Annotated in this window: 18 protein-coding genes and 2 pseudogenes; 8 read left to right on the forward strand and 12 right to left on the reverse strand. The window is 59.2% G+C overall.

What is annotated here, in order from left to right:
• Window positions 1-7 precede the first annotated feature (7 nt).
• The 4 genes and pseudogenes from IMW75_RS02300 to IMW75_RS02315 all read right to left on the reverse strand — a co-directional run bounded on the left by IMW75_RS02300 (window position 8) and on the right by IMW75_RS02315 (window position 4,517).
• Complete coding sequence (locus IMW75_RS02300; protein WP_205891756.1) at window positions 8-289, reverse strand: helix-turn-helix domain-containing protein; 282 nt, start codon at window positions 287-289, stop codon at window positions 8-10.
• A pseudogene (locus IMW75_RS02305) lies at window positions 286-1,033 on the reverse strand (HipA domain-containing protein). Before IMW75_RS02305 ends, IMW75_RS02300 begins: the two are co-directional and overlap by 4 nt.
• A 248-nt stretch (window positions 1,034-1,281) precedes the next feature.
• Window positions 1,282-3,090, reverse strand: coding sequence for a sodium-extruding oxaloacetate decarboxylase subunit alpha (oadA, locus tag IMW75_RS02310; protein ID WP_045060834.1), 1,809 nt, complete (start codon window positions 3,088-3,090; stop codon window positions 1,282-1,284).
• Window positions 3,091-3,101: 11 nt separating this feature from the next.
• Entirely contained in the window at window positions 3,102-4,517 is a 1,416-nt protein-coding gene (locus tag IMW75_RS02315; protein ID WP_045060835.1) for an acetyl-CoA carboxylase biotin carboxylase subunit, read from the reverse strand.
• A 188-nt stretch (window positions 4,518-4,705) separates the two neighbouring features.
• Here IMW75_RS02315 and IMW75_RS02320 point away from each other — a divergent pair, with 188 nt between their 5' ends.
• A complete protein-coding gene (locus tag IMW75_RS02320; protein WP_045060868.1) occupies window positions 4,706-5,668 on the forward strand; it encodes a LysR family transcriptional regulator in 963 nt (320 codons plus the stop codon).
• On the opposite strand, the gene IMW75_RS02325 is transcribed toward IMW75_RS02320, so the two are convergent.
• From IMW75_RS02325 to IMW75_RS02335, 3 genes are all read right to left on the reverse strand, one after another.
• Window positions 5,610-5,822: a PA3496 family putative envelope integrity protein gene (locus IMW75_RS02325; protein WP_045060836.1), complete on the reverse strand. Its 213-nt coding sequence runs from the start codon at window positions 5,820-5,822 to the stop codon at window positions 5,610-5,612. The two genes, IMW75_RS02320 and IMW75_RS02325, sit on opposite strands and share 59 nt — an antisense overlap.
• A 173-nt stretch (window positions 5,823-5,995) precedes the next feature.
• Window positions 5,996-6,862, reverse strand: coding sequence for a transcriptional regulator HexR (gene hexR, locus IMW75_RS02330; RefSeq protein ID WP_045060837.1), 867 nt, complete (start codon window positions 6,860-6,862; stop codon window positions 5,996-5,998).
• A 153-nt stretch (window positions 6,863-7,015) separates the two neighbouring features.
• Entirely contained in the window at window positions 7,016-9,883 is a 2,868-nt protein-coding gene (locus IMW75_RS02335) for an EAL domain-containing protein (protein WP_205891757.1), read from the reverse strand.
• Window positions 9,884-10,141: 258 nt separating this feature from the next.
• Here IMW75_RS02335 and uvrD point away from each other — a divergent pair, with 258 nt between their 5' ends.
• The 3 genes from uvrD (at window position 10,142) to IMW75_RS02350 (ending at window position 14,041) form a co-directional block, all read left to right on the forward strand.
• On the forward strand, window positions 10,142-12,325 hold the full coding sequence (uvrD, locus tag IMW75_RS02340; RefSeq protein ID WP_122840952.1) for a DNA helicase II: 2,184 nt from the start codon (window positions 10,142-10,144) through the stop codon (window positions 12,323-12,325).
• A 299-nt stretch (window positions 12,326-12,624) separates the two neighbouring features.
• Window positions 12,625-13,497 (forward strand): Tim44 domain-containing protein, encoded by an 873-nt coding sequence (locus IMW75_RS02345; RefSeq protein WP_205891758.1) that lies wholly within the window; start codon window positions 12,625-12,627, stop codon window positions 13,495-13,497.
• Window positions 13,498-13,633: 136 nt separating this feature from the next.
• Window positions 13,634-14,041, forward strand: a complete 408-nt coding sequence (locus tag IMW75_RS02350; RefSeq protein WP_034149364.1) for an SMI1/KNR4 family protein — start codon at window positions 13,634-13,636, stop codon at window positions 14,039-14,041.
• 58 nt (window positions 14,042-14,099) lie between these two features.
• Here IMW75_RS02350 and IMW75_RS02355 read toward each other — a convergent pair.
• Window positions 14,100-15,862, reverse strand: a pseudogene (locus IMW75_RS02355) (cation:proton antiporter).
• 202 nt (window positions 15,863-16,064) lie between these two features.
• Between IMW75_RS02355 and IMW75_RS02360 the strand changes: the two are divergent.
• A complete protein-coding gene (locus IMW75_RS02360) occupies window positions 16,065-16,547 on the forward strand; it encodes an acyl-CoA thioesterase (RefSeq protein WP_045060843.1) in 483 nt (160 codons plus the stop codon).
• 133 nt (window positions 16,548-16,680) lie between these two features.
• On the opposite strand, the gene pdxY is transcribed toward IMW75_RS02360, so the two are convergent.
• Window positions 16,681-17,553: a pyridoxal kinase PdxY gene (pdxY, locus tag IMW75_RS02365; RefSeq protein WP_045060844.1), complete on the reverse strand. Its 873-nt coding sequence runs from the start codon at window positions 17,551-17,553 to the stop codon at window positions 16,681-16,683.
• Between the two features lie 115 nt (window positions 17,554-17,668).
• Here pdxY and IMW75_RS02370 point away from each other — a divergent pair, with 115 nt between their 5' ends.
• A complete protein-coding gene (locus tag IMW75_RS02370) occupies window positions 17,669-18,082 on the forward strand; it encodes a DUF3301 domain-containing protein (protein WP_045060845.1) in 414 nt (137 codons plus the stop codon).
• On the opposite strand, the gene IMW75_RS02375 is transcribed toward IMW75_RS02370, so the two are convergent.
• On the reverse strand, window positions 18,079-19,041 hold the full coding sequence (locus tag IMW75_RS02375; protein ID WP_205891759.1) for a CobW family GTP-binding protein: 963 nt from the start codon (window positions 19,039-19,041) through the stop codon (window positions 18,079-18,081). The genes IMW75_RS02370 and IMW75_RS02375 overlap by 4 nt on opposite strands.
• A gap of 27 nt (window positions 19,042-19,068) precedes the next feature.
• On the opposite strand from IMW75_RS02375, the gene IMW75_RS02380 reads away from it, so the two are divergent.
• The gene (locus tag IMW75_RS02380; protein WP_205891760.1) at window positions 19,069-19,425 is read left to right on the forward strand and encodes an NADH:ubiquinone oxidoreductase; all 357 of its coding nucleotides are present in this window, start codon (window positions 19,069-19,071) and stop codon (window positions 19,423-19,425) included.
• 3 nt (window positions 19,426-19,428) lie between these two features.
• On the opposite strand, the gene zigA is transcribed toward IMW75_RS02380, so the two are convergent.
• Window positions 19,429-20,634 (reverse strand): zinc metallochaperone GTPase ZigA, encoded by a 1,206-nt coding sequence (zigA, locus tag IMW75_RS02385; RefSeq protein WP_045060848.1) that lies wholly within the window; start codon window positions 20,632-20,634, stop codon window positions 19,429-19,431.
• A gap of 105 nt (window positions 20,635-20,739) precedes the next feature.
• Between zigA and folE2 the strand changes: the two genes are divergently transcribed.
• Window positions 20,740-21,660, forward strand: coding sequence for a GTP cyclohydrolase FolE2 (gene folE2 / locus IMW75_RS02390; RefSeq protein ID WP_205891761.1), 921 nt, complete (start codon window positions 20,740-20,742; stop codon window positions 21,658-21,660).
• Here the strand turns inward: folE2 and IMW75_RS02395 are convergent.
• Window positions 21,627-22,148 (reverse strand): DUF3617 domain-containing protein, encoded by a 522-nt coding sequence (locus IMW75_RS02395; protein ID WP_205891762.1) that lies wholly within the window; start codon window positions 22,146-22,148, stop codon window positions 21,627-21,629. The two genes, folE2 and IMW75_RS02395, sit on opposite strands and share 34 nt — an antisense overlap.
• Window positions 22,149-22,156: the final 8 nt, after the last annotated feature.

Below are 22,156 nucleotides of genomic sequence, written 5' to 3' on the forward strand. Positions count from 1 at the left end.
GCGTAGTTCAACGCTCACTATCGCGCCGCAGCCGCACCACCCCCATTTTCATTCCAAAAGGTCTGAACACTGCATTCAGGGATTTCAACGTCTGATTCCCCTCCCCATGCTCGATATGTACCAGCGTGCGCACCGAAATCTTGCACATTTTCGCAAACTGCGTCTGGTGCAGGCCCGTGACCTCCACACGTAAACGGCGAACCGCCTCGCCGATTTCAAGAGTGCCTTGGGCAAGTGCCTCCCGGATGCTCTCAATGAGCCTTGTGCGCTCTGCAACCGTCATGCTCATTTCAAGTCCCACTCTATCAAACGGTGCTCCAGGCTTTTCAAGGCAATTCGCGGGTGATTCATCGTCGCGTCAGGCAAACCACTGGCACTTAGAATGTCGGGAAGTGCAGCCAGGCGTCGGGCATCCGCACGCAGGCGCTCGTAGATTTGCGATGCATCGCCGAGTGTGGCCAATGGGTCATTCGGATCGGCCAGTTCAGCCACGGCGCTACACACGCCACGCCAATCCACGTCACCTGCCCGTTCCAGTTCTTTTGGCCACTTGGTAGTACGTGTAACACCTTCATCGTCCATCACCATCGGTGCCAGATCGTAAATCGGTGCCAGTCGAAACGAATCAGTGCCACGGATAATCGCGGTGTTGCGACCATGGTTGTCTGAGTTACCGAGAATCTTATTGATCAAGTCGCGTCTCAGATAATCAGCGAGCAAATCAGGGATTTCAATTTGCAGGCTTGTCTCGGCCGATGCGAGCCATTAGAAATCTTTTCGCCGCTCCTGCAGGTGCAATGTCATACACGAACGCCGGGGCATTGGAGCGCCATCCATCCCAATCCAGTGGAAGCCTGGCACTCACAGCTTTCGCGAAAGGTGTTCCGATGGATTCATAGTTGTCGGCCAGATAACTCTGTTCGTAACCGAAACTGCAGCGGCTCTCAAAGCCTTTTTCAGGGCTGTCAAAGCTCAAGACCATGGCGTCGCGCCAGGTAGCGTCGATGTAGACCTGTAAGGTGAGGTTATACATGCCATCTTCACCTGCATTTAAATGCACATTTTGACGTCAATTGCGAAGCCAACACGCAATATAGTGCATTCAGACCTGGGAAGCACCCTTGCGAACTGCAGTAGAATGCAGATCAAGTTAAAACTTTTAATAAAAAACGCAAAATAATGCAGATGCCAGACGCTTGTCGGCAACCGCCCAAACGACAGCCAAAAAAAAGGGGAGCACATGCCCCCCCGAGGTTTAAAGCGGTGTACCGAGGCTGTTAATCAGCCTTCGATCTCGATCAGGATTTCGCCCGGGTTCACCCGGTCGCCCTTGGCCACGTGAATGGCGGTAACTTTGCCGGCGATGGCGGCCTGGACTTCGGTTTCCATTTTCATCGCTTCGGTGATCAGCACGGCCTGCCCGGCTTTCACCACGTCGCCTTCCTTGACCAGCACGTCGACAATGTTGCCCGGCATGGTGGTGCTGACATGGCCAGGCGCCGTGGCTTGCTTGCGCTTGCTGCTGCCGCCGCTGACGAATTCATTGAGCGGTTCGAACACCACTTCTTCCGGCATGCCGTCGATGGACAGGTAGAAGTGACGCTTGCCTTCAGCCTTGACGCCGACACCGGTGATGTCGACTCGGTAGGTTTCACCGTGAACGTCGATCACGAACTCGGTCGGCACGCCTTCGCCACCGGCCGAGGTCACGCCACCGGCTTCTGGAATCGGCAGCAACACTTCAGGCGTCAGGGTGCCTGCGGCACGCTCTTCGAGGAATTTGCGCCCGATGTCCGGGAACATGGCGTAGGTCAGCACGTCTTCTTCGGACTTGGCCACCGAGCCGATTTCAGCACGCAGCTTGGTCATTTCCGGCTTGAGCAGATCAGCCGGGCGCACGTCGATCACTTCCTCGCTACCGATCGCCTGGCGACGCAGTTTTTCATTAACGGTGCCCGGCGCCTTGCCATAGCCACCTTGCAGGTAGAGCTTCACTTCATTGGTGATGGTCTTGTAGCGCTCGCCGGCCAGCACGTTGAAGAACGCCTGGGTGCCGACGATCTGCGAAGTCGGGGTCACCAGTGGCGGGAAACCGAGGTCCTCGCGAACACGCGGGATCTCGGCCAGCACTTCGGCCATGCGGTTGAGGGCGCCCTGCTCTTTCAACTGGTTGGCCAGGTTGGAAATCATCCCGCCCGGCACCTGGTTGACTTGCACGCGGGTGTCGACGGCGGTGAACTCGCTTTCGAACTGGTGGTACTTCTTGCGCACGGCGTAGAAGTACAGACCGATTTCCTGCAGCAGTTCCAGATTCAGGCCGGTGTCGTACTCGCTGCCTTTAAGGGCGGCGACCATCGACTCGGTGCCCGGGTGGCTGGTGCCGGAGGCGAAGCTGGAGATCGCGGTGTCGATGTGGTCGGCACCGTTCTCGATCGCCTTGAGCTGGCACATGGTGGCCAGGCCCGCGGTGTCGTGGGAGTGGATGAACACCGGCAGGGACTGCTCTGCTTTCAACGCACGGACCAGTTCGCCAGTGGCATAAGGGGTCAGCAGACCGGCCATGTCCTTGATCGCCACCGAGTCGCAACCCATGGCCTCCATCTGCTTGGCCTGGGCCACAAACGCATCGATGGTGTGCACAGGGCTGGTGGTGTAGGCGATGGTGCCCTGGGCATGCTTGCCGGCAGCCTTCACGGCTTCGATGGCCGTGCGCAGGTTACGTACGTCGTTCATCGCGTCGAAGATGCGGAAGACGTCGATGCCATTGACCGCAGCCTTGGCGACGAAGGCTTTGACCACATCGTCGCTGTAGTGGCGGTAGCCCAACAGGTTCTGGCCACGCAGGAGCATTTGCAGGCGAGTGTTAGGCAGCGCGGCGCGCAGTTGGCGCAGGCGCTCCCACGGGTCTTCTTTCAGGAAGCGTACGCAGGCGTCGAATGTCGCACCGCCCCAGCATTCCAGCGACCAGTAGCCGACCTTGTCGAGCTTGTCGCAGATCGGCAGCATGTCTTCGGTGCGCATGCGGGTCGCGAGCAGCGATTGGTGGGCGTCGCGCAGGATCGTGTCGGTGACGTGGATTTTCTTGCTCATTGTTATATTCCTCACAGGCCTGCGTGGGCGGCGATGGCGGCGGCGATGGCCAGGGCCAGCTCTTCGGGTTTGCGCTTGATCGAGTAGTTGGTCAGTTCAGGGTGGCTTTCAACGAAGCTGGTATTGAACTGGCCACTACGGAATTCCGGGTTACGCAGGATTTCCTGGTAGTACGCGGCGGTGGTCTTGACCCCTTGCAGACGCATGTCGTCGAGGGCACGCAAGCCACGGTCCATCGCTTCTTCCCAGGTCAACGCCCAGACCACCAGTTTGAGGCACATGGAGTCGTAGAACGGTGGAATGGTGTAGCCGGTATAGATTGCCGTGTCGGTACGCACGCCGGGACCGCCGGGTGCGTAGTAACGGGTGATCTTGCCAAAGCTCGGCAGAAAATTGTTTTTCGGGTCTTCGGCGTTGATCCGGAACTGCAGGGCAAAACCGCGGTGCTGGATGTCTTCCTGTTTCACCGAAAGCGGCAAGCCGGACGCAATGCGGATCTGCTCACGCACGATGTCGATGCCGGTGATTTCTTCGGTGATGGTGTGCTCCACCTGCACCCGGGTGTTCATTTCCATGAAGTACACCTCGCCCTCGGCGAGCAGGAACTCCACGGTACCGGCGTTTTCGTAACCCACGGCTTTGGCCGCACGTACGGACAGGTCACCGATGTAGGCGCGCTGTTCCGGGGTCAGTTGCGGGCTCGGGGCAATCTCGATGAGCTTCTGGTTGCGTCGCTGGATCGAGCAGTCGCGCTCGAACAGGTGCACGACATTGCCGAAACTGTCGCCGAGGATCTGCGCTTCGATGTGCTTCGGGTTGACGATGCATTTTTCCAGGAACACTTCTGCCGAACCAAAGGCCTTGGTGGCCTCGGAAATCACTCGCGGGAATGCCTGTTCAAGTTCGTCCCGACTGTCGCAGCGTCGGATACCACGGCCACCGCCACCGGAGGTCGCCTTGAGCATCACCGGATAACCGATGCGGTCGCCTTCGATAAGCGCTTCCGCGATATCCGCGACGTTGCCTTCCGTGCCGGGTGTGACCGGTACTCCGGCCTTGATCATGCTGCGGCGCGCTTCGGTCTTGTCGCCCATGCGCCGAATCACTTCAGCCGAGGGACCGATGAACTTGATCCCGCGCTCGGCGCAGATGTCTGCCAGTTCGGCGTTTTCCGAAAGGAAACCGTAGCCGGGGTGCAGTGCATCGCAGCCGGTTTCTACCGCCAGGTTCACCAGCTTGCGCGCATTCAGGTAGCCGGCCAGAGGTTCGGCACCAATGCTGTGGGCTTCGTCTGCACGCTTCACGTGCAACGCGTGCCGATCGGCGTCGGAGTAGATCGCGACCGAGCGAATGCCCATCTCGGCGCAGGCACGTACGATTCGTACGGCAATCTCACCACGGTTGGCGATCAGGATCTTTTTTATCACTTGGAATTTCCCTTGAGCCGGTGGTACCCACAACCTGCTAGACCAGGTCGACGTGACCAAATGTTTCCATCTGGTCGCGAACCCACACTAGCGCTCACGAGGGATTAACAAAAATGAATAATTATTGGGTCAGGCATAAGTAAAGACTTATAGTTGCGTTACCGGCCATGGTTCAGAGCGAAGAAAAAATGCGTAAGTCCTTGATGCGAATGACATTACGCCAACTTCAGATCTTCAATGAGGTGTGTGATCTACGGTCCTACAGCCGTGCAGCCGAGGAAATGTCGCTGACACAGCCAGCTGTCAGCCTGCAGATTCGGCAGATCGAAGAACTGATCGGGCAGCCATTGTTTGATTATGTTGGCAAAAAACTCTACATGACCGAGGCCGCCGAAGCACTCCAGCGAGCCAGCCGGGACATCTTCGGCCGCCTGGAAAACCTCGACATGCAGCTGTCGGACATGCAGGGATCGCTGCAGGGACAGCTCAAGCTGGCAGTGGAATCCAGCGCCAAGTATTTCGTGCCGCACTTGTTTGCCGCCTTCAAGCGCCAACACCCCGAGGTCAATCTGCAGCTGACGGTGGTCAATCGCGGGCAGGTGATTCGGCGCCTGTCGGATAACCGCGATGACCTGGTGATCATGTCCATGGTGCCACAGGACATGGGGCTCGAATTCCTGCCTTTCCTGAACAACCCGATAGTCGCGGTGGCGCCGCCGGACCATCCGCTGTGCCATTTGGGACCGCTGCGCTTGCAGGATCTGGAACCTTATACCTTGCTGCTGCGCGAACCCGGCTCCGGCACTCGCCTGGCCTGCGAGGAGTACTTCAAGGAAAAGCGCGTGCACTTCAACCAGACCCAGGAAGTCTCGTCGGCCGAAGCCCAGCGCGAGTGTGTACTGGCAGGTTTGGGCGTGGCGCTGTTGACGCGTCACGCCCTGAACCTGGAACTGGCGACCGGCGGATTGATCGAGCTGCCGGTGGAAGAGTTACCGCTGTACCGCAGCTGGTGCCTGGTGCAGGCCAAGGCGAAGCGCCTGTCACCGGTGGCTCACGCATTCCTTGCGTTTATCCGCAGCGAGCGGGTGCAGATCAGCGCCCTGGTTGAGCGTTTCGACGGGAAGCTGCGGGCGCTGCCTGCCAGTAGTTGAGTTCGAGCTCGTCAGGAAAGCCGCCGATTTCAGCCAGCAGCTGGCGGCGCTCGCAGCGGTCTTCGATGGCGCGGCGAAACTCCATGCGGCGCTGGTCTTCCTGCTGACGACGGGTTCTGACGGCGCTGTTGCGTTCTTCGTAGGGCTGGGCCATTTCGAGTCTCCCAAGGCGATTACGGGAGTTTCAAGATAGGCGCGGGGGATGACGGTTTGGCGGCATGTGCGTTACAGGGGTGTGAACATTTACAGATCAAAAGATCGCAGCCTTCGGCAGCTCAGGGTACGTGAATTCCCGTAGCCGCTGCCGAAGGCTGCGATCCTTTGATCTTAATCGTCCAGCGCCTTCACCGACTTGGGCGACAACCGCAAGCTGCGCAAGCTGCGCTTCACGCTCTTGAGGTGGTTCACCAGGCTCGGGCCGCGCGCCATGGCCACGCCCATCGCCAACACATCGATCACCACCAGGTGGGCAATACGTGAAGTCAGCGGCGTGTAGATCTCGGTGTCTTCATGCACATCGATCGCCAGGTTGACGGTCGACAACTCGGCCAGCGGGGTCTGGCTCGGGCACAGGGTGATCAGCGAAGCACCGCTTTCACGCACCAGGTTGGCCGTGATCAGCAAATCCTTCGAGCGCCCGGATTGCGAAATGCAGATGGCTACATCGGTGGGTTTTAGGGTCACCGCCGACATGGCCTGCATGTGCGGATCGGAATATGCCGCCGCCGTCAGCAACAAACGAAAGAATTTGTGCTGGGCATCTGCTGCCACTGCGCCCGACGCACCAAAGCCGTAGAACTCTACCCGCTGGGCCTGGGACATCAGTGTCACTGCGCGCTGCAACTCGATCGGGTCGAGCCGCTCGCGCACTTCCATCAGGGTATGCAGGGTGGTATCGAAGATTTTCAGACTGTAGTCGGCGACCGAATCGTCTTCGTGAATCGCGAACTGTCCAAAACTCGCGCCCGCCGCCAGGCTCTGCGCCAGCTTGAGTTTCAGGTCCTGGAATCCGGAACAGCCGATGGCCCGGCAAAACCGCACGATGGTCGGTTCGCTGATGCCCACGCTGTGGGCCAGGTCTGCCATGGAACTGTGCATCACCGCCGCCGGGTCAAGCAGCACGTGGTCGGCGACCTTGAGCTCCGACTTGCGTAAGAGGTGGCGTGACTGGGCGATGTGTTGCAACAGATTCAAAGGTCTGGACTCTTTGTTATTGGCAGGCGCCGTGATGTAGCGAGCTTGTAGTTATACTACATGAATTGGCTTTTTGCCTGCTCAATCCGTAACCGAATCCCTCGTTTTCAGCAGAGCATGGCTCCATGTAGCGCCAATCACGCCTTCACGGATTTACTTCGAGCCCTGCAACTGCAGAAGGCTCGCTAGCTGTTGCGCCTCAACGGGCTTGCTGATCAGGTAGCCCTGCACCTCATCACAATGTTCGCCTCGCAGGAACTCAAGTTGCTCGGGCCGCTCCACTCCCTCAGCCACCACTTTCAACGACAAGCCATGGGCCATGGCGATGATCGCGCGGGTGATCGCGGCATCCATCTGCCCCTCGCCCAGGCCGCGAATAAACGTCTGATCGATTTTCACGTAGTCCACCGGAATGCGCTTGAGGTAGCTCAAAGACGAATAGCCGGTGCCAAAGTCGTCGATCGCCAGTTTTACCCCCAGGTCCCGTAGCTGCTGGAACGTCGAAATGATGTGCTCGACGCTGTCCAGCAACTGACTTTCGGTCAGTTCAAGCTCAAGGTATTGCGGCGCCAGCCCGGTTTCTTCCAGCACCTGTCGAACCAGGCTGACCAACTTGCCCTGACGCAGCTGATGCACAGACAGATTGACCGACACACGAATCGGCTCGAGCCCCTGGCGCTGCCACTCGCACGCTTGCCAGCAGGCCTGACGCAGCACGAACTCGCCGATCGGACCGATCAACCCGGTTTCCTCGGCCAGGCCAATGAACTCTGCAGGCGACACCCTGCCCCTGTCGGGATGATCCCAGCGCACCAAGGCTTCGGCGGCATTCAGGCGTCCCGTGGCGAGGCAGAGCTTGGGTTGGTAGAACACTTTGAGCTGCTTCTCATCGATCGCTTTGCGCAGCTGGTTTTCCAGCTGCAATCGCTCCAGGGTGCTGGCTTGCAGGCTCTCGGTGTAGAACTGGAAATTATTGCCACCCAAGTGTTTGGCATGCTGCATGGCCATGTTCGACTGGCTGACCAGCGCTGAGATTTCCCGGGCGTTGTCCGGGAGCATACTGATGCCCATCGACGCACTGACTACCAGCTCATGTCCGTCGATGTTCAATGGCAAACGCAACTTGGCGGACACCCGTGTCGCCACCCGGGCCAGACTGGAGAGGTTGGCGTAGCTGTCAAACAGCACGGCAAATTCGTCGCCGGACAAGCGTGCAATAGTTTCGGCCTCGGGCAGCGCACTTACCAACCTGCGGGCGATTTTCTGCAATAGCTCGTCGGCAATGTCATGGCCCAGGCTCTCGTTGAGCAACTTGAACCGGTCCAGATTGATATGCAGCAACGCCAGGCTGCGCCCGCCCTGACGCATCCGTTGATGAGCCTCGCGCAGGCGCTCGCGGAACAGCGAGCGGTTGGCCAGGCCCGTCAACTCGTCGTAATGGGTGAGAAACCGCATCCGTTCTTCGGATTCGCGCCTGGCCGAAAGATCAGCGAAGAAGCCGACAAGATGACTTACATTTCCCCGATTATCACGCACCGCACTTAGCTGCAACCACTGCGGATACAACTCACCATTTTTCCGCGTCTCCACCAGTTCGCCCTGCCAGCTGCCATGCTGCTCCAGTGCCTGGCGGATGGCGCTGTAGTGCCGGCGAGCGTCACGACTGCACGGCAGATCGACCACACTCAGTCCGAGCAGGTCTTCGATCTCATAGCCGGTCACTCGGCAGAAGGCCTGATTAGCGGCGATCAGGGCGTAATTGGGATCGAAAATCACAATGCCTTCACTGGCCGCTTCAAGGACCGTCGCAGCCAGTTGCTGTTGCGTCTCGTGGTGCTTGCTGACGCTGATGTTGCGTCGAGTCCCGACCATGCGCACCACCCGGCCATTTTCGCCGCGCTCCACCGCCCGTCCACGGTCCTCGATCCATACCCAGTGACCGTCACCGTGACGCACGCGGTATTCGATCTGATAGTCCTCGCTGCGACCCTTCAGGTGCTCAACCAATGCGCGCTTGAGCGCCGGCAGGTCCTCGGGGTGCAGGCGTGGCTTGAGATGGCGCAGCATGGCCGTCACTAAATCTGGCTCCAGGCCGAACAATTCCTGAAGCTGCGTGTGGTGGACTTCGTCCGTCTGCAGGTTCCAGTCCCACAACCCGAGCTCACTGGCTTTCAGCGCCAATGCCAGACGCGCCTCGCTTTTACTGAGGGCCTGGTTGGCCAGGTCGAGTTCGAGGCTGCGCTGGGCAACACGGCCTTCCAGCCCGGCCTGAATGGCCCGTAGTTCAGCTTCAGCGCAATTACGCTGCTCAACCTCCCTGGCCAGCTTCTTATTCAGTTGATCGCTGCTGGTTTGAGCCTGCTGCAGGTGCTCGATCAGTGCCTGATTCTGGAAGCGACGCAACAAGCCGCGATCGATCAGCCGGTTGACCTGCCAGGCGACCACGCTCAACGCCCCCAGCAAAATCAGGCCGAACCAGCCCCAGCCCTGGCCTTGCTCATCGCCGCCCCAAAACAGATAGGCGATAGCCGGCAACAGACAGGGCAACGTAAAGGAAAGAAACGCGGGGAGGCTGACGGCGTACGCCACGCTCGCCGACAGCGCAGCGGCCCCGATCAGGCCAAATACCCAGGCTTGCTGGATGAAGGTGTCCGCCGGGACCAGCGCGATACCGGCACCCGCCAGGGTCAAGCCGGTCAGACCCGAGCCGAGCATGAACATGCGGCGCCAGACCGGATGCGCCTGACGGTTGGGGATCGCTGAATCGAAAGCCGCGACCTGGATAACCCGCAACGCCACCAGTGAGAGCAACCACACCAGCCAGATGCTGACCAGAAAGTAGCGTTGCGGGCTCCAGAGCAGGCCGGCGCAGACCAGGCCATTGATCAGCATGAACAAAGTAGGCAGCAGCGATCCCTGGTAAAGCAGACGCGTGCGCTCCACCGCCATTTCCATGGCGTATTGTCTGCGGATAACCCGGGGCTCCACGGAGGGGCCCGACAGGTCGATGCTGAGGGTCATAGGCAATATTCTTGTTCTTATAATGGTGAGCTTGTGCCCGAATCGTCGACGGAGCATACACAAGCACGTGGCTGGACCAAACCGCCGCCCACTATAAAAAACATGAAATCTGCGGTTGCACTTGCCCCCTGAAAAGCCGCAGAGCAAGCCCCGCCAGCGCTTGCAGGCAGTGACTGACCGGTCGTCATCCGTGCGTCTTTCATCGGCTGATGCAAAGCTCGGTTTGCCCGGTGTGACGGCGCACCCTAGAATGCCCCGATGCGCGATGATCTCTCCCTTCTGCTGAACTCCCTCAACGATGCCCAACGCCAGGCCGTAGCTGCCTCCGTGGGTCGTCAGTTGGTCCTGGCCGGTGCTGGTTCCGGTAAAACCCGAGTGCTGGTGCACCGTATCGCCTGGTTGATCCAGGTCGAGAACGCCTCACCCCACTCGATCCTGTCGGTGACCTTTACCAACAAGGCCGCTGCCGAGATGCGTCATCGCATCGAGCAGCTGATGGGTATCAACCCGGCCGGCATGTGGGTAGGCACCTTCCACGGCCTGGCGCACCGCTTGTTGCGGGCGCATTGGCAGGAAGCCGGCCTGAGCCAGACCTTCCAGATTCTCGACAGCGACGACCAGCAGCGGCTGGTCAAGCGGGTGATCCGCGAGCTGGGGCTGGACGAACAACGCTGGCCAGCGCGCCAGGCGCAATGGTTCATCAACGGGCAGAAAGACGAAGGCCTGCGGCCACAACACATCCAGGCCAGTGGCGACCTGTTCCTGGCGACCATGCGCAGCATCTACGAAGCCTATGAGGCCGCTTGCCTGCGCGCAGGTGTCATCGATTTCTCCGAACTGCTGCTGCGCGCACTCGACCTGTGGCGTGATCACCCAGGCCTGCTGGCGCATTATCAAAAACGCTTCCGGCACATTCTGGTGGACGAATTCCAGGATACCAACGCCGTGCAGTACGCCTGGCTGCGCCTGCTGGGCAAGGGCGGCGACAGCCTGATGGTTGTAGGCGATGACGACCAGTCGATTTACGGCTGGCGCGGCGCGAAAATCGAAAACATTCATCAGTACTCCTCCGACTTCCCGGATTCGCAAACCATCCGCCTGGAGCAGAACTACCGCTCCACGGCCGGCATCCTCAAAGCGGCCAATGCCCTGATCGCCAACAACACCGGGCGCCTGGGCAAAGAACTGTGGACGGACGGCGGCGATGGCGAGGCGATCAACCTGTACGCGGCTTTCAACGAGCACGATGAGGCGCGTTACGTTGTCGAAACCATCGAAAGCGCGCTGAAAACTGGCCTTGCACGCAGCGATATCGCAATTCTGTATCGCTCCAACGCCCAATCTCGCGTTCTGGAAGAAGCATTACTGCGCGAACGCATTCCGTATCGCATCTATGGCGGCCAGCGCTTCTTCGAGCGTGCAGAAATCAAGAACGCCATGGCGTACCTGCGGTTACTGGAAGGTCGAGGCAACGACGCCGCCCTGGAACGGGTGATCAACGTGCCCGCCCGTGGCATCGGTGAGAAAACCGTCGAAGCGATCCGCGAGCATGCGCGCCATAGCGACGTCTCGATGTGGGAAGCCATGCGCCTGCTGGTGGCCAACAAGGGCCTTACCGGACGTGCTGCCGGCGCCTTGGGAGGCTTTATCGAGCTGATCGAGAACCTCGCCGCCAAATGCATGGAAATGCCGCTGCACCTGATGACCCAGACTGTTATCGAGCAGTCCGGGCTGATTGCCTACCACGAAGCGGAAAAAGGTGAAAAAGGCCAGGCACGGGTGGAAAACCTTGAGGAACTGGTCAGCGCTGCCCGCAACTTCGAAAACACCGAGGAAGACGAGGACCTCACGCCGCTGGCCGCATTCCTCGGCCACGCCTCGCTGGAGGCCGGGGATACCCAGGCCGACGAACACGAAGACAGCATTCAGCTGATGACGTTGCACAGCGCCAAGGGCCTGGAATTCCCTTATGTGTTCCTGGTGGGCATGGAAGAAGGCCTGTTCCCGCACAAGATGAGCCTGGAAGAACCCGGACGCCTTGAAGAAGAACGCCGCCTGGCCTACGTCGGCATCACACGGGCCATGCAGAACCTGGTAATGACCTACGCCGAAACCCGCCGCCTGTATGGCAGCGAGACCTACAACAAGGTGTCGCGCTTCGTACGTGAGATCCCGAAGGGTCTTATCCAGGAAGTACGCTTGTCGAACAGCGTCAGCCGGCCCTTCGGCGGCAACCAGTCGATGAGTGGCAGCAACCTGTTCAGTGGCAGTGAAATTCCGGAAACCGGCTTCAGCCTGGGTCAGACGGTGCGTCACTCAATCTTTGGCGACGGCGTGATCCTCAACTTCGAAGGCGCCGGCGCCCAGGCCCGGGTGCAGGTGAACTTCAGCGAAGGCAGCAAATGGCTGATGCTCGGCTACGCCAAGCTGGAAGCCGTCTAGGGACCTGCAAGCAGGTCTTGCAGGTGGGAGCGGCGGTGCGGCTCGCTCGTGAATACCGTGTATCAGCTGGCATCCATGCCAGGTACTAAACGGCTTTCGCGGGCAATCCCGCTCCTACAGGGTTTCATTTCTCTGTGAACCTATCCCTTTTTCCTACAGACAAAAGTACATACCCTTATTGCCTCGACGAAGCTGAACCATACCTGTCAGGCAAAAGCCCGAAACACTCTGCCGCTAGCCAGTAACACTTCAGCTGTGCAACATGGCGCGCGTGCCTTCCACAAATGGGAATTCCCTTTATGAAACGTTTTCTTAGCATCGCCATGGCGTTGTGCATCGGCCTGACGATGAGCCTCGACGCCAACGCCAAGCGCTTTGGTGGCGGCAAGAGCTCCGGCGCTGCGCCGACTCACCAGACCAGCCAAATGGCTCCTTCTTCTGCTGCCGGTGGCGCTGCTGCCACTGCCGGCGCGGCCGGTGCCGCTGGCGCCGCTGCCAAAGCCGGCGGTGCATCGCGCTGGCTCGGCCCTCTGGCCGGTATCGCTGCCGGTGGCCTGCTGGCCTCCATGTTCATGGGCGGCGGCTTCCAGGGGATGCAGATCTTCGACATCCTGATCATGGCGGTCATCGCCTTCCTGGTCTTCCGCTTCATCGCCGCTCGTCGCCGCAAGCAGCAGGAGCACCTGGCCCCGGCCGGCGCGCCAATGCAGCGTGAAGTGTTCGAGCACAAGCCTGCTGGCATGGGTTCGATCTTCGGCGGTGCAGCAGCGCCGGTTGCCGCACGTCCGGTGATCAATGCGCCAGCCTGGTTCAATGAAAACAACTTCATTGAAGCAGCTCGCAACCACTTCCAGTCCCTGCAGCAGCACTGGGACGCTAACGAAATGGACAAGATCGCCGAGTTCGTGACCCCGCAACTGCTGGAGTTCCTGAAGCGCGAGCGCGCTGATCTGGGCGACAGCTTCCAGTCCACCTACATTGATAACCTCAATGTGCAACTGGACGGTGTGGATGACCGTGCGGACAAAACCATCGCCACCCTGACCTTCAGCGGTCTGTCGAAGACCTCGCGCTTCGACCAGGGCGAAGTGTTCAGCGAAAGCTGGAACATGGAACGTCCACAGGGCGAGAACCAGCCTTGGCTGGTAGCCGGTATCCGCCAGAACGGCTGATCACCCGCTGCTTTAAAAATGCTGTAATAAAAACCCCAGCCCCGGCTGGGGTTTTCTATTTCGCGGTTGCATCTATAGCAAGCTACTGTATAAACCGCCCCAACCAAACCGCACCAACAGCAAGAGGATCCCGGACGTGGAAGAAATCATCGAACAACTGCGTGAAGCCAACGAACCGGTACCAGTCCCCTTGGAACTGCCTGACGAAGACATGCTGGTAGAGATCGAAGAGCAACTGTTCATCGACATTCCATTCGTCTTCAGAGAATTTTTGCTGACCGTCAGCGACGTGGTCTACGGCAGCCTGGAGCCGGTGACGGTGACCGACCCGCAGTCCCACACCTACCTGCCGGACGTGGCGGCCAATGCCTGGGATGCGGGCGTCGATCGCAGCCTGATCCCGATCTGCCAGGACGGCGACGACTACTACTGCGTCGAAGAAGACGGCACCGTGGTGCTTTGGCAAGCCGAAGAAGAGCTGATTGCCGAAGAAACCTGGGAATCGGTATGGCACTGGGCCCGAGACGTCTGGCTGGAAAGCTGAGCCACGCAGTATTCTGCAGCCATCAGCCCGCGCAGCGGCCCGAGGGCTGCAGGTTCAATCAATGGCCTGACGATTCCTTGTGATTGTCCAGGGTCTCCAGCAGGGCCACCTGCATCCGCGTGTGAACGCGAATGAACCAGCGCCACAACACGGCAGCCACAGCGGCCGCCACTACGACGATCAATACCAGCAGCTTGTTGGTGGGCAAAATACTCGCCGACAAGGCCGCCAGCAGCAGGAAAATCACCAGCAGCGACAGGATCGGAATCACTTCAGCGATCACCCGTCGTACCCGCTGCGTGTGACGCCCCGCCATCTCCGGCTTGACGCCCATTTCCGCCAGCAGCATCGACAACGCCTTGAGCTTGCGGTAGGCGGCGATCAGAAATGGCAGCGACAGGATCAACGCCCCACCCCAAATCAACGCCTTCTGCCAGCTCGGATCACTGATCCAGTCCTGCAGGTAGGCAGACATGCGCTCGGCGAAAAATGCCCCCGAGAAGAAAATCGCAATCACCAGCGCCAGGTTGACGCCGACCTGCAACAGAATCCGCCGGATCATCGACGCCAACAGCGCACCCTCGCCTTGGGGCTGGATGCTGCGCAACCATTCGCCATACATGCCCAATACCCGGCCCAGTCGCTGAGGCATCACCGCTGCCAGCTTGATCGACAGGGGGTCCGCCGCGCGGATCAGATACGGCGTCAGCAGCGTGGTGATGACCGACACGGCAACGGCCACCGGATACAGGAAATTACTGGTCACCTGCAGCGTCATGCCCAGCGCCGCAATGATGAAGGAGAACTCGCCAATCTGCGAAAGCCCCATGCCAACCCGCAGTGAAGTACGTCCGTCATTGCCTGCGATAAACGCGCCCAAGCCGCAGGACAGCATCTTGCCCAGCACCACCGCAACAGTGATCACCGCGATGGGCCAGGCATATTGCAGCAGGATCATCGGATCGAGCATCAGCCCGATGGCGACAAAAATATTGCGCTGAACAGATCACGCACCGGTTCAATCAGACGCTCAATCTTCAGCAGTTGCCGCGATTCCGCCATGATCGCGCCAATCAGGAACGCTCCCAGTACCATGCTGTACTCGAGCTTGACCACCAGCAGGCAGAAGCCGAAGCAAAGCCCCAGCACGGTGATCAAGAGCATTTCGTTGCTTTCGAATCTGGCCACGTAAGCCAGCAGGCGCGGCACCAGCAGAATGCCGATCACCAACGCGACAATCATGAACAGCGACAGCTTGCCGACCGTAGAAAAGACTTCGCCGGAGCTCACGGTACCGCTCACCGCGATGCTCGACAGCAAGGCGATAATCCCGATGCCGAGGATGTCCTCGACGATCAACACGCCAAAGATCAACTGTGCAAAGCGCTCGTTCTTCATCTTCAAGTCGTTCAGCGCCTTGACGATGATAGTGGTCGAGGAAATCGCCAGGATCGCGCCAAGGAACAGCGAATCCATGGTGTTCCAGTCGAACCAGCGTCCGATTTCATAGCCGATCCAGATCATCAGTACGATTTCCAGGAACGCTGCGATAAACGCTGTGGCGCCGACCTTGAACAGCTTGCGCAGGCTGAACTCCAGGCCCAGGCAGAACATCAGGAAGATCACCCCGAGTTCGGCCAGGGTCTTGATGGTTTCTTCATCGTGGATAAGGCCGAACGGCGGGGTGTGCGGGCCAATGATGAAGCCGGCAACGATGTAGCCCAGGACCACAGGTTGTTTAAGCCTGTGGAACAACACCGTGACCACCCCGGCGACCAACATGATCACTGCCAGATCCTGGATAAAACTGATCGCATGCATGGTGTGGGGCTCCTTTGGGTCGACTTTTGGAGCGTAACACCGCGACTTCCGCCAGAAAGGCGGTGCAATATATGGAAACAGATCGGCCAGGGCGTGACGGCAGCCACCCGCCCGGCGTCCCGATAACTGTTGGTTTGAAAAAAGCTGACAAGGCACCCGCAGAGGTGCGCCCCAATAACCTGCCTTGAACCGTGAGCACTTTATGGAACCCGGAAACGCCCAACTGTCGATGACGGTATTGATGACCCCCGACATGGCCAACTTCTCTGGCAATGTTCACGGCGGCACTCTGCTCAAGTACCTCGACGAAGTCGCGTATGCCTGCGCCAGCCGTTATGCCGGCCGCTATGTGGTGACCTTATCGGTGGACCAGGTGATCTTTCGCGAACCCATTCACGTCGGCGAGCTGGTGACCTTCCTGGCCTCGGTGAACTACACCGGCAACACGTCGATGGAAGTCGGGATCAAGGTCGTCACCGAGAACATTCGTGAACGCTCGGTGCGGCATACCAACAGCTGTTTTTTCACCATGGTGGCGGTAGATGACGACCGCAAGCCGGCCTCCGTTCCACCGCTGCAACCACAGAACAGCGAAGACAAACGCCGATATGTGCAGGCCCAGCAACGCCGGCAGATTCGTCAAGAGCTGGAAAAGCGTTATCAGGAGATCAAGGGCGACGCCTGAGGTCTGGTTTCGACCTTAGATAGCTTTCGCGGGCAAGCCCGCGCCCACAGGAAATCTGCCGGGTGCACAAATATTGTGTCCACTGACAATCTCTGTGGGAGCGGGCTTGCCCGCGAATGGGTTCAACGCAAAATCAGAGGCTGATCGCAGTCGCCTCAAACCGCACCCGCGGATGCGCAATGCGGTCCTGAGCCCGCACCAGTTCCAACTCGTAGCTGGCACACGCCTGGGTCTCCAGCAGCACTTCATGCACCGCCGACGCCGCGAATTCGAACGCCGCCACCAGGCTGTCCCCCAACAGCACTCGCGCCAGGAACAACCCTGAAGTCAGGTCGCCCACGCCCACCGGCTGCCGCGGGAACGCCAACAGCGGACGGCGCAAATGCCAGCTGTTCTCGGCTGTGACCAGCAGCATTTCGAACACATCCGCCGCTTTCCCGGGATAGTCCAGGTGCTTGACCAACACTGCCTTGGGGCCACGGGCCAGCAGTGCTCGCGCCATGGCCAGGCAGTCGAACAGCGATTGCGGGCGGCGCCCTGAAAAGCTGTCCAGCTCCAACTGGTTCGGGCACATGAAGTCGGCCACGGCCGCCGCTTCTTCCAGAAGGAAATCGCTGACCTCCTGCGGCACACTGCAGCCCTTCTCCGGGTGACCCATCACCGGGTCGCACAGGTATAACGCCTTGGGATTCATCGACTTGATCCGCGCCACACCGGTCAGGATCGCCCGTCCCTGGGCCGCACTGCCCAGGTACCCGGAGAGCACCGCATCACAATTGCCCAGCTCACCGATCGCCGCGATGCCTTCCACCAACGCCGGAATCTGTTGCGGCGACAAGACTTCCCCGGCCCATTGGCCGTACTGGGTATGGTTGGAGAACTGCACAGTGTTAAGCGGCCATACGTTTACCCCGACCCGTTGCATCGGGAAAACCGCGGCGCTATTGCCAGCATGGCCGAATACCACGTGGGACTGGATGGCGAGCAGATGGGGTGTACGTTTCATGCGCTGAGTTTCCGTCAAACGAAATTCGAGCCGCGCAGTATGCGACTAAACGCAGCCTGTACGACAGACCGGGGACACAGTTAAGCTGACACTATCTTGTTGGAGCACCCTGTTGATGCTGACCCTCGGAAATATCTTCGTGCTGATGCTGCTGGCCACCGCTGGCGCGTGGCTGTGGCATAACCATGGTTTGCGCGAACGTGCACTGGAGCGGGTCAAGCAGCACTGCGCCAAGCTGGGTATCGAGCTGCTGGACGGTAATGTCGCGCTGAAAAAAATTGGCTTCATGAAGGATGCCAACGACCGCCGGCGCCTGGCCCGTGTGTATAACTTTGAATTCACCGTAACCGGCGAAAGCCGTCATAACGGCACGATCACCCAGTTCGGCGCCCACAGCGCGCAGATCGAACTGGCGCCCTACCCGATGCCATTCGATGAATCACCGGCGGTGGTCGACATCGTCAAACCCCGCGCTGAAGTGATCGAGCTGAGCCAATGGCGCCAGGATCACAACAAGTGGAGGCCTTAGAGCAGGCAATCAGCCAACGTCTCTTGTAGCGTCACCACATCCCCTGGGGCATCGAAGATCAACTCGATGCGCGAATCCAGGCGCCACTCACTGGGCCGCCATTGCAACGGCGAGTTATCCAGCGCATTGGCGGACACCCAACCTGCATCGCTGTGAATAACCAGCTTTGCCCGCCGCCACACCATGCCCTCAAGCCATCGACTGACGTGGGCCAATTGGAACGTCTGGCTCGGGTGCCAGCGCCAGCCAACGCTCCAGCTGCCCTGCTGTTCCTGACAGAGACAAATCGGCGTTGCAGGGTCAGTCCATAGTGCCGGCAGCTGTCCCAGCCCCTTGGGCGCGATGAAGTTATCCACAGCGGCCACAGCGCAAGCATCGAGCCCCGGTAGTGCGCTTAGCGGCAGTGCTGCGTGCCGGGTCCAGTGCAGTGGGCGCGCTGGCAGGCTGGCGGCGATGCGCTGGCGATCTGCTTCATTGAGCTGTTCCGACTTGTTCAGCAACAACAAGCCGGCGCTGCCCAGCGCCTCCTGTTGCGCCTGTGGCAAGGTTTTGCCAAGGGCTAGCGCCTGGGCATCCAGCACCAGTACACACGGCTGTACAGCCAGTACACCCAGCCACGGCCCCTCGTTCAGTTGCCTGAGCAATTGCGCCGGATGACCCAACCCGGACGGCTCGATAAACAGCCGATCGGGCCGTGCCTTGCGCAGCAGACGTCCCAGCCCTATCTGAAAAGGCGCACCGTTTACGCAGCACAAACATCCCCCGGCCACTTCACCCAGTGCGATACCATCGGCGTCGCTGGTTAATAGCGCTGCGTCCAGGCCGATCTGGCCGAACTCATTGATCAGCACTGCCCAACGTTCGTTCTGGGGCCGCTGCTCAAGCAACTGCCTGATCAGGCTGGTCTTGCCAGCACCCAAGGGGCCGGCAATGACGTGGGTCGGGATGTTCTGCAACATGATTGATGGATTCTAAGGGGGTAGAAGATGCGGTTGACGGGATTGTTGTTGCTCCTGGCGCTGACCTCAGACGAGGTACTGGCGCAGGCCTGCGTGGTTCACAGTACCGCCGAGCGACTGGATGTGAAAGTGTGCCAGCAGAACCGCAACATACCGGAAAAACTCTTCGCCGATGGTTTTTGCCAGCCCAACCTGCCCGGGCAGAAAGTCGACGTGCAGTATGTGAACGAATGCCCTGCCGGGGCGTTTGGCGTCTGCAGCAACGCCCAGGTCGCCAATATGCCGTACCGGCAGGATATTCACTATTACGGTGTGGTGACCGATCAGGCGTACCTCAAGCCCTATTGCGAGGCACAAAGCCAGGGCAACTGGCTCAAGCCTTGAGCCTCAGGCGACTTCCTCGTACCACGGTCCGAACGGGTCCGTCAGCTGTTGCCAGCCCGACACACCCAATGCCATTTCTGCTTCAGTGAGCAAGCAGTCGTCCAGCTCGCCGGTGAGTTTTGCGAAGTCGATATTCTGGCCGATGAACACCAGCTCCTGGCGGCAATCGCCGGTGTCGACAGCCCAGTTTTTTCGGATTGCAGCGATGCTTTCGTCGTCCTGTGGCCACTGCTCCTGTGGCACAAAACGCCACCAGCGCCCAGCATATCCATGGCGCATCAAGCCGCCCGCCTGAGACCAGCTACCCGCGTCCATGTGCTTGCTGGCGAGCCAGAAAAACCCCTTGGAACGCAGCAATTTGCCATTTTCCCAGGAGCCGTTGATGAAATCGAAAAAACGCCGGGGATGAAAAGGTTTAAGCGCCCGATAGGCGGTGGAAGCGATGCCATACTCCTCGGTCTCCGGCAGGTGCTCACCGCGCAGCTCTCGCAGCCAGCCAGGGGCCTGGGCGGCCTTGTCGAAATCGAAACGACCCGTATCAAGGATTCTGCCCAAGGCAACTTCGCCCATGACCATTGGAATGATCTCTGCCTGGGCGTTAAGCCGCGCAAGAATCGCCATTAACTCCAAGCGTTCGCTGCTGCTGATCAGATCGACCTTGCTGATCAGAATGACGTCGGCAAACTCAATCTGCTCGATCAACAAGTCGGTAATGGATCGCTCGTCACCCTCACCCAGGGTTTCACCCCTTGATGCGAGGCTGTCTGCGGCCTGGTAGTCGAGGAGAAAGTTCACCCCATCAACTACCGTGACCATGGTATCGAGGCGCGCCAGATCGGCCAGGCTCTGTCCTTGTTCGTCGCGGAAGGTGAATGTTTCAGCAACCGGCAATGGTTCGGATATTCCCGTCGACTCGATCAGCAGGTAATCGAAGCGACCGTCCCTGGCGAGCTTGCTCACCTCCTCCAGAAGATCTTCGCGCAGCGTGCAGCAAATGCAGCCGTTGCTCATTTCCACGAGCTTCTCTTCAGCGCGGTTCAGGCTGACGTCACGCTGAACCTCACTGCCATCAATGTTGATTTCGCTCATGTCATTGACGATCACGGCCACCCGCAGGTTTTCGCGATTTCGCAGCACATGGTTGAGCAGCGTGCTTTTGCCCGCGCCTAAAAAGCCAGACAGCACGGTGACGGGTAGACGGTGGGGCATGCGAAATTCCTCGTAGGCATTGCACGCTCTTGTGAGAAAAGGCGTGGCAGATTCAATATGTAATAACATAACATAGAACATCTACCTCTACGATGGAACTGCCTCATGAACGCGCTGACGTTGCCGGATATCGCCACCCAGGCCGCCCACCAGACTCTGCCGCTGGATTGGGTCGGCATGCGCGGGATTGCCATTCCCGTGGTGCTCAACGGCCAGCAATGCTCGGCAAAAGCCGATGCGGGGGTCAGCCTGGACGATGGCGACGCACGCGGCATCCACATGTCACGCCTATACCTGGCATTAGAATCGCTCGAGCAACAGGAGCTGACGCCTGCGCGCTTGAGCCAGGTACTGCAATGCTTTCTGCGGAGTCATGAGGGACTTTCAAACAGTGCCTACCTCAACATTCACTTTGAGCTGCTGTTAAAAAGACCGGCACTGATCACCCAATTATCCGGCTGGCGGTCATACCCAGTGAGTGTTCAAGCGCGCCTGGAAAATGGAATGTTCCACGTGGAACTAAATGTCGAAGTCATCTACTCGTCGACCTGCCCCTGCTCAGCCGCCCTTTCGCGGCAACTGATCCAGCAGCAATTCATGAATGATTTCGCCAACAGGACTTTGCGGCATACCGAGGTGCTTATGTGGTTGGGCGGCGCAAATGGAATTGTTGCGACACCTCACAGCCAGCGCAGTAGCGCACAACTGCAAGCCCGGATAATTCCGAATGGGTGGGAGTTACCACTGGTAAAAATAATAGATGTGGCAGAAGCAGCGTTAGGCACCGCAGTACAAACAGCGGTTAAACGCGCCGACGAACAAGCTTTCGCGTTGGCAAATGGACAGAACCTGATGTTCTGCGAAGACGCCGCGCGACGTCTGCACTTTGCCCTCAAACACTGCGATGAAATCGACGGGTTTCAACTACGCGTGGTGCATGCAGAGAGCCTGCATGCCCACGACGCTGTGGCACAGAGCGAATGGAATCGGGATCAGGCTCGAGGCTTGACCGTACCGCAATCCTGACCCTGCCACACGGCTCGAGTATCGAGGCTACCCTTCTGCTGAATACCGGTGGCATTGAATGTACCGTTGACCTTGGTAGTGAACTCACGATCGCTGAGGAAAGTGGCCACGCCGGTACCCTGTGCCTTCGGACAGCTGAACCGGAATTTCCACTGGTTGCCGGTACGCTCGGTGATTTCCTGCTTGCAGCCCGACTGAGGATCCGTCAGGGGGATATTGTCGGTCTTCACCTGTTCCGGAGTCAGGCAGGCGCGAATACCCTTGCCACCCATGGTGATGCCTTGCTTCTCCAGTTGAGCGCGTTGCTCAGGCGTCATCTGGCTCTGGATCTGCCCGAGAATCAGTTGCAGATCCGGGAGATCCTGGTTGTCGACCTTCATGTTGCTCGAGGTCAATTCCCACAAACCTGGCTGAAGCATCTGCGCCTGAGCGGCCACAGGAAGTGCCAAACCAAATGCCATGGCCAAACCCAGCAGACGAACGTTCATCGTGTAAC

Origin of the sequence: Pseudomonas gregormendelii, from assembly GCF_017114825.1 — a bacterium.
Classification (GTDB): Bacteria; Pseudomonadota; Gammaproteobacteria; order Pseudomonadales; family Pseudomonadaceae; genus Aquipseudomonas; species Aquipseudomonas gregormendelii.